This is a genomic window from Brevundimonas staleyi, assembly GCF_041893865.1.
Taxonomy (GTDB): Bacteria; Pseudomonadota; Alphaproteobacteria; order Caulobacterales; family Caulobacteraceae; genus Brevundimonas; species Brevundimonas staleyi.
On sequence record NZ_CP169082.1, the window covers coordinates 807,611 to 820,149 of the forward strand.

General features: G+C 68.2%; 11 protein-coding genes. 5 read left to right on the top strand and 6 right to left on the bottom strand.

Going from position 1 to position 12,539, the window contains the following annotated elements; all coding sequences use genetic code 11:
- Positions 1-148 precede the first annotated feature (148 nt).
- Positions 149-1,150 carry an LLM class flavin-dependent oxidoreductase gene (locus ACETK8_RS04110; RefSeq protein WP_374038246.1) on the top strand — a complete coding sequence of 334 codons (1,002 nt, stop codon included), beginning with the start codon at positions 149-151 and terminating at the stop codon, positions 1,148-1,150.
- Here the strand turns inward: ACETK8_RS04110 and ACETK8_RS04115 are convergent.
- The 5 genes from ACETK8_RS04115 to ACETK8_RS04135 all read right to left on the bottom strand — a co-directional run bounded on the left by ACETK8_RS04115 (position 1,147) and on the right by ACETK8_RS04135 (position 6,778).
- Entirely contained in the window at positions 1,147-1,767 is a 621-nt protein-coding gene (locus ACETK8_RS04115; RefSeq protein WP_374038247.1) for a hypothetical protein, read from the bottom strand. The two genes, ACETK8_RS04110 and ACETK8_RS04115, sit on opposite strands and share 4 nt — an antisense overlap.
- 9 nt (positions 1,768-1,776) lie before the next feature.
- Positions 1,777-2,925: a polysaccharide biosynthesis/export family protein gene (locus ACETK8_RS04120; RefSeq protein ID WP_374038249.1), complete on the bottom strand. Its 1,149-nt coding sequence runs from the start codon at positions 2,923-2,925 to the stop codon at positions 1,777-1,779.
- An 89-nt stretch (positions 2,926-3,014) separates the two neighbouring features.
- Entirely contained in the window at positions 3,015-4,268 is a 1,254-nt protein-coding gene (locus ACETK8_RS04125) for a glycosyltransferase family 4 protein (protein WP_374038250.1), read from the bottom strand.
- Positions 4,265-5,617, bottom strand: coding sequence for a glycosyltransferase family 4 protein (locus tag ACETK8_RS04130; RefSeq protein ID WP_374038251.1), 1,353 nt, complete (start codon positions 5,615-5,617; stop codon positions 4,265-4,267). Before ACETK8_RS04130 ends, ACETK8_RS04125 begins: the two co-directional genes overlap by 4 nt.
- A gap of 165 nt (positions 5,618-5,782) precedes the next feature.
- Positions 5,783-6,778, bottom strand: a complete 996-nt coding sequence (locus ACETK8_RS04135) for a KpsF/GutQ family sugar-phosphate isomerase (protein ID WP_374038252.1) — start codon at positions 6,776-6,778, stop codon at positions 5,783-5,785.
- Between the two features lie 215 nt (positions 6,779-6,993).
- Here ACETK8_RS04135 and otsB point away from each other — a divergent pair, with 215 nt between their 5' ends.
- The 3 genes from otsB to ACETK8_RS04150 all read left to right on the top strand — a co-directional run bounded on the left by otsB (position 6,994) and on the right by ACETK8_RS04150 (position 11,078).
- Entirely contained in the window at positions 6,994-7,761 is a 768-nt protein-coding gene (gene otsB, locus ACETK8_RS04140) for a trehalose-phosphatase (RefSeq protein ID WP_374038253.1), read from the top strand.
- A complete protein-coding gene (locus ACETK8_RS04145; protein ID WP_374038254.1) occupies positions 7,758-9,557 on the top strand; it encodes a glycoside hydrolase family 15 protein in 1,800 nt (599 codons plus the stop codon). Before otsB ends, ACETK8_RS04145 begins: the two co-directional genes overlap by 4 nt.
- Before the next feature lie 93 nt (positions 9,558-9,650).
- Positions 9,651-11,078 carry an alpha,alpha-trehalose-phosphate synthase (UDP-forming) gene (locus ACETK8_RS04150; protein ID WP_374038255.1) on the top strand — a complete coding sequence of 476 codons (1,428 nt, stop codon included), beginning with the start codon at positions 9,651-9,653 and terminating at the stop codon, positions 11,076-11,078.
- A gap of 3 nt (positions 11,079-11,081) precedes the next feature.
- On the opposite strand, the gene ACETK8_RS04155 is transcribed toward ACETK8_RS04150, so the two are convergent.
- Positions 11,082-11,693 (bottom strand): glutathione S-transferase family protein, encoded by a 612-nt coding sequence (locus ACETK8_RS04155; RefSeq protein WP_374038256.1) that lies wholly within the window; start codon positions 11,691-11,693, stop codon positions 11,082-11,084.
- A gap of 103 nt (positions 11,694-11,796) precedes the next feature.
- Between ACETK8_RS04155 and ACETK8_RS04160 the strand changes: the two genes are divergently transcribed.
- Positions 11,797-12,498 (top strand): helix-turn-helix transcriptional regulator, encoded by a 702-nt coding sequence (locus ACETK8_RS04160; protein ID WP_374038257.1) that lies wholly within the window; start codon positions 11,797-11,799, stop codon positions 12,496-12,498.
- Positions 12,499-12,539: the final 41 nt, after the last annotated feature.

The following is a 12,539-nucleotide window of genomic DNA, read 5'->3' on the forward strand; positions in this document are numbered from 1 at the left end:
CGTCGCCAAGGGTCGCGAAAGGGTCGCGGCCAGGTCTGGTTTCGTCCGTTTCGTCCGTTTCGTCACGGCGTTCCGCGTCATGACGAAACGGACGAAAGTCGGAGCTTCCGCCGATTGCGAGTGCGACCGCCGACCCCATATGCGGGGAATGGCAATACTCTCTGTTCTCGATCTCGCGCCGGTGCCTGAGGGCTCCGAGGTTTCCCGGGCCCTGGCCAACACCCTCGACCTGGCGCGGCACGCCGAACGGCTGGGGTATCACCGCTACTGGCTGGCCGAGCATCACAACATGGCCGGCATCGCCTCGGCGGCCACCTCGGTGGTGATCGGGGCCGTGGCGGGGGCGACCAAGACCATCCGCGTCGGCGCCGGCGGGGTGATGCTGCCCAACCACGCCCCGCTCGTGATCGCCGAACAGTTCGGGACCTTGAACGCCCTCCATCCAGGCCGCATCGACCTGGGCCTCGGCCGCGCGCCGGGGTCGGATCAGGCGACGGCGCGGGCGCTGCGTCGGACGCTCCAGGGCGACGTCGACGCCTTCCCCCAGGACGTGATGGAGTTGATGGCCTGGTTCGAACCGGCCGCCGAGGGCCAGCGCATCCGCGCCAATCCGGGCGAGGGCCAGGATGTACCGATCTGGATCCTGGGCTCCTCGACCTTCGGGGCGCAGCTGGCCGCTCATCTGGGCCTGCCCTATGCCTTCGCCAGCCATTTCGCCCCGTCGGAGATGATGTCGGCCATCCGCATCTATCGCGAGACCTTCCGGCCGTCGGAGAAGCTGGCCAAGCCCTATGTGATGCTGGGTTACAACGTCTTCGCCGCCGAGACCGACGAGGCGGCGCGGCGCCTGTTCTCCTCGGTCCAGCAGGCCTTCGTGAACCTCCGCACCGGACGTCCCGGCAAACTGCCGCCGCCGGTCGAGGGCTATGCGGAACGCCTCGGCGACGGCGAACGGGCCATGATCGCCCAGGCCCTGGCCTGTTCCGCCGTCGGCTCGCCCTCCACGGTCCGCGCGGCCATCGACGCCTTCGTTGCCCAGACCGGCGCCGACGAGCTGATGATCACCAGCCAGATCTGGGACCACGCCGCGCGTATGCGGTCGCTGGAACTGCTGGCCGAGGCGATGTCGGAAGGGCAGGCCGCCGCCTAGGCGGCCTTCTTCTTCCGCGGCGCGCGGGGCTTCTTCGCCGTCTTGGGCTTCTCGGGCGGCGCCGCTTCGGGTTCCGGCAGGGGCAGGGCGTCCGACGGCGTCGTCAGCTTCAGCGTGGCGGACTCGCGCCAGGACAGAAGGTCCTGCAACTCGCGCCAGTCGACCCCCAGCCGGATGGCGGTCTGGATGTCCTCGCCCGCATTGCCCGGCTCCCGACCCGCGAGGCGGTTCTTCAGATGCCGACAGGTGGCCAGAAGGTTCGCCGCCGCCTTCAGCTCCGTCGGGGCGTTGGGATAGCGGCCCAGATCCTCCAGCGTCGCATAGCGCCACCCGGCCTCAGGCGGCCGCTCCAGGATCATGGCCCAGCGGGCCTCCGCGCTCACATGCTCGCCCAGATAGCTCCAGGCGTCATCGTCGGGTCCTCGCCGATAGTGGCCCGGCTGGGTCGGCAGGCCGAACTCGCCATAGACTTTGAAGGCCAGTTTCTCGACCTTGGCCACGACGGGCAGGGTCGCCATCGAGGCCTGACCGGCCCGCTCCCAGACGTCGGCCGCGATCGCGATCTCCGAGCGCCCGCCGCGATAGCGTCGACGCCCGGAGAGCAGATCCCGCCACATCCGAGGACCTTAGCGGTTCAGGGTGTTCGTGACGGAGATGTCGTAGACCACGCGGGTGATCTGCTGGACGAACTCGAAGAATTTCCGCAGCTCCGCCGAGGTCGCGCGCGGCACATAGATGGTGTCGTCGGGCTGGATCACGAAGGTGTTGGCCGTGAAGAAGCCCGAGGCCTGTTCCAGGTTCAGGCGATAGACCACCGGCACGCCCCGGATCGTCGGCGCCTGGGTCAGGCCCAGGGCCTGGGCCACCTCGGGCCGCTCGAAGCGGAAGACCAGGACCGAACGGGCGCTGGCGGAGTTGTCGTCCAGACCGCCCGAGCGGCTGAGCGCGCCCGACAGGCTGAGCTGGCCGGCCGGCATGTCTTCTTCCGAGACCGTGCCCAGCGCCCCGAAGGTGCGGAAGCGGCGCGGCACATAGGTCAGATTGATCTGGTCGCCGCGCTCCAGCCGGATGTTCTCGGCGAAGTCGGTGGTGACGGCCGAGAGGGGGGCCGAATAGGTCTGGGAGCCGCGACGGATCTGGACCTGAATGTCCTCGGTCGGGCGGGCCGCGCCGCCGACGGAGGCGATGGCGTCCAGGATGGTGTCGCCGTTGACCGACAGGGGCGCACGGCCCGGATCCTTGACCTCGCCCAGCACGGTGACGGTGTTGGAGAGGTTGTCGCCCAGGGCGACGGTGACCTGGGGGTTGCCGACCCGACCGCGCAGGGCGCGCTGGATGGCGCCGCCCGCCTCGGTGGTCGTCAGGCCCGCGACGCGCACCGAGCCGGCGAAGGGCACGGAGACCGAGCCCGTGCGGTCCACGGTCGCCGGCGGCAGGGCCTGGTTGCCCGAGCGCACGGTGGAGGAGGAGGAGCTCCCGCCCCCGAACAGCGAGCCGCTGGGTTCGTAGATGGCGATGATCAGCTGGTCGCCGATGCCGATGGTGTCGATCGCGGCGCTGCTGGAGGCGGCGGCGATGGAGCCCAGGGGATTGCCCGGCACGCTCTTGATCCGCTCGGCGACGCCGTAGTCCAGATCGACGATGGCGTAGTCGGCGCCGTCGACGCCCTGGGCCGCGCCCCGCTCGATCGCACGGCCCGACGGCCCGTCTCTCGGCAGGGTCGAGCAGCCGCCGAGAACGGCGACGAGGATGAGGGCCAGGATGGATCGCGTCATGGTGTCCGAACTCAGCAATACAGGGCGTGATTACCGGCCTTTGGGCGGCTGCGCCAGCGCAAGTGTCGCGGGCGGCTCAGGGCGAACCTCTAGCCGCCCAGACCGACGTGTTTGCCGACCTCGGCGAAATGCGCGTCCCAGGTCGGGGCAGTGAAAGGGGCGGCCTTGGGCGGATGGCGTGTGGCCCTCTCCAGCGCGTCCAGCCAGCCCATTCCGTCCAGCGGATCGATCAGCTGGGCGTTGGGCACGAGCTCGCGGTGGACGGGGATGTCGGAGGCGATCAGGGGCACGCCGAGCGCCGAAGCCTCCACCGCCGGAAGGTCGAACCCTTCCACCGACGAGGGCGCCACCAGGGCCCGCGCGCTGGCCATCAGGGTGGCGAGCGCGGAATCCGGAAGGTCGGCGGCCTGATGCACCAGACCCCGCAGGGCGGGCGAACGCTCCAGATGGTCCAGCACCGCCTCGTTCTCCCAGCCGTAGCGACCGACCAGAACCAGCTGGGGGGCGGCGTCGCCCATCCGCTCGTGCAAACGCCGCCACAGGGTCAGCAGGAAGGCCAGGTTCTTGCGCGCCTCGATCGTACCGATGTGGACGAAGTAGGGACGCGGCGTCGCGGCGGTCAGGGGCGTCAGGAAGGTCGGCTCTAGCCCCAGATGCACGGCGTGGATCGGCGGCGCCTCCACCCCCTCGCGGGCGGCGAAGGCGGCCAGCTCATCGGCCGTGTATTGCGAGTTGACGACGATCCGCGAAGCGGTGTGCAGGGTGTTCAAGACCCGCTCGCGGTGTTTGTCGGCGTCGCCGGGGCGGCAGAACTCCGGGTGGGTGATCGGGATCAGGTCGTGCAGGAAGACGATCCGCTCGATGCCGCGATCGCGCAGCTCGGTCAGGATGCGGGCGTCGCCCAGGCCCGTGTGACCGACGTTGAAATACAGGGTGCTGTCGGGAAGCTTCTGGATCCACTGGGACCGGAACAGCTGTTTCCAGACCCGCCGGCGGCGTCCGGGCGTCCGGGCCGGATCGGCGGGCGGCTTGCCGATGACGGATTCCACAGGCTTCACGTCGCTGCTGAGGGCGGTCATCAACCGCATCTCGTCGTCGGTCAGGGAGCGTTCGAAGAAGGCCCCGGTCCAGCGCGAGCGCAGCTTCTTCACGCAGTCGCGGAACCAGACCTCGTCCACCGCGACCAGCTGGTCGTTGCGGACCCGAACGGGGGTCACGCGGACGTCCGGCAGGGACAGCAGCCACTCCGTATAGGCCAGACAGACCCGATCGACCCCGGTCGGGGCGGTTCGCTCGACCCGCGTCAGCAGCCGGCTGGCGTCGAAGAGAACCGATCGGGTCACGACAGGCCGAGCCGGCCGTACATCTCCGCCAGTCGTCCCTGATAGGCCTCGCCCGAGAATTTCGCCGCCTGGACCAGGCCGCGACGAACGAGGTCGTCGCGCAGGGCCTCGTCGGCGTCCAGAGCGCGCAGGCCTCGCGTCATGGCCTGGACGTCGTAGGGATCGACGCTGATCGCCGCGTCGCCCGCGACTTCCGGCAGGGAGCCGCCGGTCGAGGTCAGGACGGCGGTCGACAGGGCCATGGATTCCAGCACCGGCAGGCCGAAGCCTTCGTACAGCGACGGGAACAGGGTGGCCTTGGCGCCCCGGATCAGGCTGATCAGCAGGGAGAAGGGCATGAACTCGTAGCGGCGGATGCGCTGGGCGCTCGGACCGCCGTCCTTCATCACCTGGTTCAGCAGGGCCGTCTCGCCCTCGTCCAGCCAGGCGCGACCGCCGACGATGACCAGGGGCGTTTCCAGACCCGAGGCCAGATAGGCTTCCACGATCCGTCCGAGGTTCTTCTTCGGCTCGATGGCGCCGAAGTGGAGGAAATAGTCCTTCCAGCCCAGATTGAAGACGCCCTCCAGCTCGATGGTCACATCGGACTGGCTGCGGCTGGTCAGGGCCTCGGGCAGGTTGACGGCCTGATAGGTGTTGGTGACCCGATCCTCGGACACGCCCAGAAGCCGGATCACGTCCTGGCGCGTCGTCTCCGACACCACGGCGATATGGTCGGCGCGGCGGGCGATGGCCTTGCAAAGGGCCATGTAGGTCGCCTTGTCGTCCAGCGTCGTGTGCGGCAGGCGCAGCGGGATCAGGTCGTGGATCGTGTAGATGTTCGGCACGTCCCGCGCGTAGAGCGGCAGGGTCGCCGTCCAGTGCATGGCGTCGGGCTTCTTGACCTCGCCCACGTCGAAGACGACCGGCGTCTCCTTGCGGTAGGCGTCGAAGGAGCGGTTGCCGATCTGGAACAGGTCCTGGGCGGCCCAGAAGGCGCTGGCCTGGGGGCGTCCGCCGCCCCGGCTAGGCCAGACGACCTCGCCCGAGGGCGTGATCGGCCACACGGTCCGACCGAACCGGCTGGTGAAGGTCTTCTTGAAGCGGTCGAACCGCTTCATCTTCTTGCCGGGCCGGTCCGCGTCGACCAGGGCCGTCTCGTTGACGACGTTGTTCGACGAGCGTTTGGCGGCGGGGCCGTACAGAACCTGACCGTCCATGCCGAGCTGGTTGATGGCGGTCAGAAGGTTGCGGCCATAGGTGGCGATGCCCGACCCCTTGGCCAGGGCGATGTTGAACCCGTCGATGCAGATGGTGGCGCGCGGCTTCGCCGCCGCCGTCGCGGCGGGCGACGCGGGCGTATCGTTCACCAAAACGCTAGCAACATCAGAGCGTACCGATCGCTCGGCGACATCAGGCGACGTATCCAAATCCAGCCTTCGGAGTGGTTTTTCCGGACCGGCGCAGGGCGTCGCGCGGCTAGGTTGCGGGGTAGACCCTTGCCCGGCAGGGGTCAACCGCCAGTGACCCCGCCGTCAGGAGACGTAACCCGCCTGCATCAGTTCGGCGATGTGGACGATGGCGACCGGGCGGCCGTCCCGGACCACGAACAGGTTCGAGATCTTGTTGGCCGTCAGCAGGTCCACGACGTCGCTCATCCGCTGATCCGGAGAGACGGTGATCGGCGAGCGGCTCATGATGTCGGCGGCGGTGATGCTGCTGATGTCCTGAGCGAAGGCGCGGCGGATGTCGCCGTCGGTGATCATGCCGGCCAGGGTCCCGTCGGCGTCCAGCACGGCGACCGCGCCCTTGCGGCCCTCGGTGATGCGGGCGACGACGTCGGCGAAGGCGGCGTCCATCGGCAGGGTCGGGGGCGGGGCATGGTTGTCGCCCATCCACTCGCGCACGCTCTGAAGGCTCATGCCAAGCGACCCGCCGGGATGGTGCATGCCGAAATCGGTGGCCGAGAAGCCGCGACGGTCCATCAGCACCATGGCCAGGGCGTCGCCCAGCGCCAGGGTCATCAGGGTCGAGGTGGTGGGCGCCAGATTGTTGGGGCAGGCCTCGGCCACGCTCGGCATGATCAGGGGCACGGCCGAATGGCGGGCCAGGAAGGACGAGCCGCGCTGGGTCATGCTGATGACCGGAATGTGGTTGCGCTCGCAGAACAGCAGGGGATCGCGAAGCTCGCGGCTCTCGCCCGAGTTGGAGATGGCCAGAAGGGTGGTGTCGCCCCGCAGCATGCCCAGGTCGCCGTGGCTCATCTCCGCCGGGTGGACGAAGAAGGCGTTGGTGCCGGTCGAAGCCAGGGTCGCGGCGATCTTGCCGCCGATGTGGCCCGACTTGCCCATGCCGGTGACCACGACATAGCCGGGTCGGGACAGGATGACGTCGCAGGCGCGGGCGATGCTGGAATCGATGGTCCGTTCCAGCGCCTGCAGCGCCTCGATGTTCAGCTGGATGACCTCGCGCGCTCGGTCCGTCATGGCCCCGACGGCGTCGGGCAGAGAGGAGGGGGCGTCGAGCGGCATGGATCGGTCTTCCTGATACGGCGCCCTTTCCGAGCCTGCGCGAACGCGTGGCGGGCGTCTGTCGTTGTCGTGGAACGGAATTGCCCCATCCGGGGGGCTGGGGGAAGGGCCGGAGGTGGTGACGCCGGGCCGTAACGCAAGTTCTGTACGAAAGCGGTCAACCTTTGCCGGATGGGCGCGTTCAGGACGCGGGGCCGCCAACACACTGGATACTCATGCCGTCAGACACCGGAACGCTACTCGAAGCTCTCGCGCCGCCGCCGGTGACCGTGAATCGCCCCTTGGCCCTGTTCCTGGATCTGGACGGCGTGCTGGCCCCGATGGCGCCGACGCCGGACGCCGTGGTGGCCGATCCGAGGCGGACGGCCGTCCTGACCCGGCTGGACGCGGTGCTGGACGGGCGAATGGCGATCGTCAGCGGGCGGACGCTGAAGGAGATCGACCGGATCGCCGACCGGGCGGCCCTGTCGGCGGCGGGCGTCCACGGTCTGGAACGGCGACGTCGCGACGGGGCGGTGGATCGACCCGCCGCCTCGCCGGGGCTGGCCGAGGTGCTGGCCTCCTTCCGACGTTTCGCCGCCGACCGGCCGGGCGTGGTGGTCGAGGACAAGGGGATTTCCGCCGGTCTGCATTTCCGCCAGTCGCCCGCCTCCGCCGATGAGGCTCTCAGCCTCGCGCACGATCTGGCCGGGACGACGGGACTGCACCTACAGCCCGGTCACATGGTGGTGGAACTGCGAACGCCCGGCGCCGACAAGGGCGGGGCCGTGACGGCCTTCATGGCCGAGCCGCCGTTCGCGGGCGCCCTGCCGGTGATGCTGGGCGACGACCTGACGGACGAGGCCGGGTTCCGCGCCGCCGAGGCCCTGGGCGGGTTCGGGGTGCTGGTCGGGCCTTACCGTTCGACCGCCGCCCGCTATGGTCTGGCCGGAGTGCCGGAGGTGCTGGACTGGCTGGAAGCCGTGGCGGAGGCCGGTCGATGAGCGCGCCCGTGACCCAGCCCAACCTTGATCTGGCCCCCATCGGCAACTGCGCCATCTCGGCTCTGATCGACCGGAACGGCCGCTATGTCTGGGCCTGCGCCCCCCGCGTCGACGGCGATCCGGTCTTTTCGGCACTGATGAACGGCGATGCGCCCGAGCATGGGTTTTGGGACATCGAGCTGGAGGGGCTGAAGCACGTCAGCCAGGCCTATATCCACAACACGCCTGTGCTGCGGACCGTGCTGACGGCCGAGGACGGGGCGGCGGTGGAGATCATCGACTTCGCCCCGAGGCACAAGAAGCACTCCCGCACCTATCGCCCGCTCGCCTTCGCCCGAACGGTCCGACCGCTGGACGGGGCCCCGCGAGTCCGGGTGCGGCTTAGGCCCTCCGCCGACTGGGGCGCGCGGGCGGCGGAGCGGACCAACGGCTCCAATCACATCCGCTATCTGTGCACGGACGTCACCCTGCGCCTGACCACGGACTGTCCGGTCAGCCATGTGCTGGACGAGCGGGTGTTCCGCCTGGAACGGCCGATGGCCTTCTTCCTCGGCCCGGACGAGGGCTACGATCAGGAGGTCGGACCGGGCGTCTCGGCGACCCTCGACCGCACCGTCGCCTACTGGAAGGATTGGGTCCGCACCCTCTACATCCCGCTGGACTATCAGGAGGCGGTGATCCGCTCGGCGATCACGCTCAAGCTCTGCGCCTATGAGGAGACGGGCGCCATCGTCGCGGCCATGACCACCTCGGTGCCGGAGTTCCCCGAGAGCGGGCGGAACTGGGACTATCGCTATTGCTGGATTCGGGACGCCTACTACACCGTTCGCGCCCTGAACCGGCTGGGCGCGGTGGACATGCTGGAGAACTATCTCGTCTATCTGAGGAACCTCGTCGACTCCTCCGCCGGTGGTCACGTTCAGCCCGTCTATGGCGTCGGGCTGGAGGAGGACATCGACGAGCGGATCGTGACCTCGGTCGAGGGCTATCGCGGCATGAAGCCGGTCCGCGTCGGCAACCAGGCGCGCGAACACCTGCAGCACGACGTCTACGGACAGATCGTCCTGCCGCTGGTCCAGTCCTTCTACGACCAGCGTCTGCTGCGCCCCGGCTCCATCGACGACTTCTATGCGCTGGAGAAGGTCGGCGAGCGGGCATTCGCCATGCACGACCAGGTCGATGCGGGCCTGTGGGAGTTCCGGACCATCGCCCGGGTCCACACCTACTCCTCGGTCATGTGTTGGGCCGCCTGCGACCGTCTGGGCAAGGCGGCGAGCCATCTGGGGCTGGAGCAGCGGGCCGAGGTCTGGCGCGAGCGGGCAGGGATCATCCGGAAACGGATCGAGACCGAAACCTTTATCCCGGAAGAGGGCCGGTTCGGCGCCTCCTTCGGCGGAGAGGAACTGGACGCGTCGCTGCTGCAACTGGTCGATCTGGGCTTCCTCGACCCGATGGATCCGCGTCAGGTCGCTACCTTCAACGCCATCGAACGGGACCTGAAGAAGGGGCCCTATCTCTTCCGCTATGTCATCCCCGACGACTTCGGCGAGCCGGAGACGGCGTTCAACTTCTGCACCTTCTGGTTCATCGAGGCCCTGCACCAGAACGGCCGGGACGAGGAGGCGCGGGAGATTTTCGAACAGATGCTGTCGCGGCGGACCCACGCCGGTCTGCTCTCGGAAGACATCTCGCTCGGCGATAACGAACTGTGGGGCAATTACCCCCAGACCTATTCGTTGGTCGGCATCATCAACTGCGCCATCCTGCTCAGCCGTTCGTGGACGGACGTTCGCTGAATTCGGTACGGATTTCAGGCTTCAGGGTGTCAACCCGACGGCGATCACGATGTTGCGTTGCAGCGGAATCCAAGCTTCGGCGTTTGGAGGCGCATGTCTCGCCTTATCGTCGTGTCCAATCGCGTCTCCGCCCCTGCCGATCCCGCCGCCGGTTCCGCCGGTGGTCTGGCCATGGCCCTGTCCGCCGCCCTCCGGAAATATGACGGCCTCTGGTTCGGCTGGTCCGGCGAAACTGTCGAACAGTTCACGGGCGAGCTGAAATACGAGGATCGGGCCGGGGTCACCGTCTCCCTGGTCGATCTCGAGGCCCAGGACGTCGACGAATATTACAACGGCTACGCCAACAAGACTCTCTGGCCCCTGTTCCATCACCGCGTGGACCTGACCGCCTATGAACGGTCCTACGGCGAGGGCTATGAGCGGGTGAACCGGCGGTTCGCCGAGGTTCTGGCGCCCCTGATCCAGCCGGACGATCTGATCTGGATCCACGACTATCACCTGATCCCCATCGCCTGGCATCTGAGGCGGCTGGGAGTGACCAACCGGATCGGCTTCTTCCTGCACACGCCCTGGCCGGCGAGGCAGTTGCTCGTGACCCTGCCGCACCACAGGCGGTTGGTCGAAAGCCTGTTCGCCTACGACCTGATCGGGTTCCAGACGCAGGAGTGGCTGGACCTGTTCCGCGACTATGTGATCTCCGAGGCGCGGGGCGAATTGGCCGGCTACGGCGGGCTGGAGGCCTTCGACCGCAGGGTTCAGATCGGCACCTTCCCCATCGGCATCGACGTCGAGGGTTTCTTCGACGCTCGGAACTCCAAGGAGGGCGCCCGCACCTACGACCGGATGGCGGCCTCTTCGGCCTTCCGCTCCATGATGGTGGGGGTCGATCGGCTCGACTACTCCAAGGGGCTGGAGGAACGGATGGTCGGCTACGAACAGTTCCTGCAGGACAACGCCGAGATGCGCGGCGACGTCTTCCTGGTCCAGGTGACGCCGATCAGCCGCGACGACGTCGACACCTATCAGGACATCCGCGCGCGGCTGGACGCCCTGGCCGGCCGGATCAACGGCGAGTTCGCCGACATGGATTGGCAACCGATCCGATACCTGAACCGCTCATACCGGCGCGACCAACTCGCCGGCATCTATCGCGCGGCGCGGGTAGGGCTGGTGACGCCGCTTCGCGACGGCATGAACCTTGTGGCCAAGGAGTATGTGGCCGCTCAGAACCCGGACGATCCGGGCGTCCTGATCCTGTCGCGCTTCGCCGGGGCGGCCGAGCAGATGGGCGAGGCGCTTCTGGTCAATCCGTTCAGCCGCGAGGAGGTGGCCGAGGCCATCAAGAAGGCCCTGACCATGCCGCTGGTCGAGCGGGTGCGGAAATGGAAGGCCCTGATGAAGGTGGTTCGGGACACCGACGTCTCGATCTGGCGAGACGACTTCGTCGGCGCCCTGAAGGCGGTGGAGGTCGCCGACGACGGCGACGCTCCCTTTCACCACAGACCCGCCAACGCCGCCTGAAGCCTAGGCTGCCTGATTGCAGACCACGGCCCCGTCCCGCGCCATGGCGCGCAGATAGGCCGGGCGCGACTGGATACGTGCCAGATAGTCGTCGATCAGGGGGCTGTCCGGCAGATGCTCCCGGCCCCAGCTCATCGAGGCGCCGATCATGACGTCGGCCACGGTGAACTGGTCGCCCATCAGATAGGGCCCGACCCACAGCGCTTCGAGAATCCGCGCCATGGCGGCCTCATAGCGTTCCAGGGCGAGGGGATCGCGCTCGGTCTGGCCGGTGATCTTGCCCCAGACGGCCGGCTCCATCTCGCCCGCCGCCCAGCAGATCCAGGTCAGCAGCGGCCCACGATGCGGCGAGTTCTGGGGAAAGCCCAGTCCGGCCTCGGGGTGCATGCCGGTCAGATACAGAGCCACCGCCGCCGATTCCGTGATCAGCGAGCCGTCGTGGATCAGGGCGGGGACCTTGCCGTCCGGGTGCGGATTCTTAGGATCGGGTGCGCCGGCGCCGGTCATCATCCGGCGGATGTCGCAGTATTCGATGCGGCAGTCGGCGCCCAGCTCCTCGATCAGCCAGACCAAGCGCGACGAGCGGGACTGCGGGGCATGAAACAGGGTCAGCATATCGATCTCTCCCATCGGCCGAGCACGCTCGCCGGCCACGGAGATTGACTACCGCCACCCTGCTGCCAGCATGCTGTCAGCAGTCGTCCGGTACGGTACACAGATGAGACGCGCAGACCGTTTGTTCCAGATTGTTCAGTTGCTCCGGCGGAGCTCCCAGCCCGTGACGGCCGAGGCCATCGCGACCGAGCTGGAGACCTCCAAACGCAGCGTCTATCGCGACATCGCCGCCCTGATGGCCCAGCGCGTCCCGGTCCGGGGCGAGGCGGGCATCGGCTATGTGCTGGATTCCGGCTTCGACATGCCGCCCCTGATGCTGACCTCGGACGAGGTCGAGGCGGCTGTGCTGGGAGCCCAGTGGGTGGCGGGCAGGGGAGACCCCGCCCTGGCCCGCGCCGCCCGCGACCTGATCGCCAAGATCGCCGCGACCGTGCCGGAACGGCTTCGTCCGGTGGTGCTGGAACCAGCCTTGGGCGCGCCCAAGACCTGGAATGTCCTGCCCGAGACGCTGGACATGGCCGCCATGCGCGGCGCCATCCATTCGGCGCGAAAGGTCGCCCTGCACTACAAGGATGAAAAGGAGGCCGAGACCCGCCGGACCATCTGGCCCTTCCAGGTCGCCTACCGCGAGACCACCCGCATCGTTATCGCATGGTGCGAGACCCGCGACGACTTCCGCATGTTCCGCACCGACCGGGTGATCCTGGCCGAGGTGCTGGAGGACCGCTATCCGGCGCGGCCCGCTGCTCTGCGCGCGAAGTGGCGCGCGCACCTGCGCGAACAGTACGGCGTCGAGGAGCACTGACCCCTCGACGCCATTTGGGTCAGTAAATCTCGAACAGACCT

Bases quoted from the DNA above. Each gene is read 5' to 3' on its own strand.
- ACETK8_RS04110 (WP_374038246.1), top strand. From the start codon at position 149: ATGGCAATACTCTCTGTTCTCGATCTCGCGCCGGTGCCTGAGGGCTCC.
- ACETK8_RS04115 (WP_374038247.1), bottom strand. From the start codon at position 1,767: ATGTGGCGGGATCTGCTCTCCGGGCGTCGACGCTATCGCGGCGGGCGC.
- ACETK8_RS04120 (WP_374038249.1), bottom strand. From the start codon at position 2,925: ATGACGCGATCCATCCTGGCCCTCATCCTCGTCGCCGTTCTCGGCGGC.
- ACETK8_RS04135 (WP_374038252.1), bottom strand. From the start codon at position 6,778: ATGCCGCTCGACGCCCCCTCCTCTCTGCCCGACGCCGTCGGGGCCATG.
- otsB (WP_374038253.1), top strand. From the start codon at position 6,994: ATGCCGTCAGACACCGGAACGCTACTCGAAGCTCTCGCGCCGCCGCCG.
- ACETK8_RS04145 (WP_374038254.1), top strand. From the start codon at position 7,758: ATGAGCGCGCCCGTGACCCAGCCCAACCTTGATCTGGCCCCCATCGGC.
- ACETK8_RS04150 (WP_374038255.1), top strand. From the start codon at position 9,651: ATGTCTCGCCTTATCGTCGTGTCCAATCGCGTCTCCGCCCCTGCCGAT.
- ACETK8_RS04155 (WP_374038256.1), bottom strand. From the start codon at position 11,693: ATGCTGACCCTGTTTCATGCCCCGCAGTCCCGCTCGTCGCGCTTGGTC.
- ACETK8_RS04160 (WP_374038257.1), top strand. From the start codon at position 11,797: ATGAGACGCGCAGACCGTTTGTTCCAGATTGTTCAGTTGCTCCGGCGG.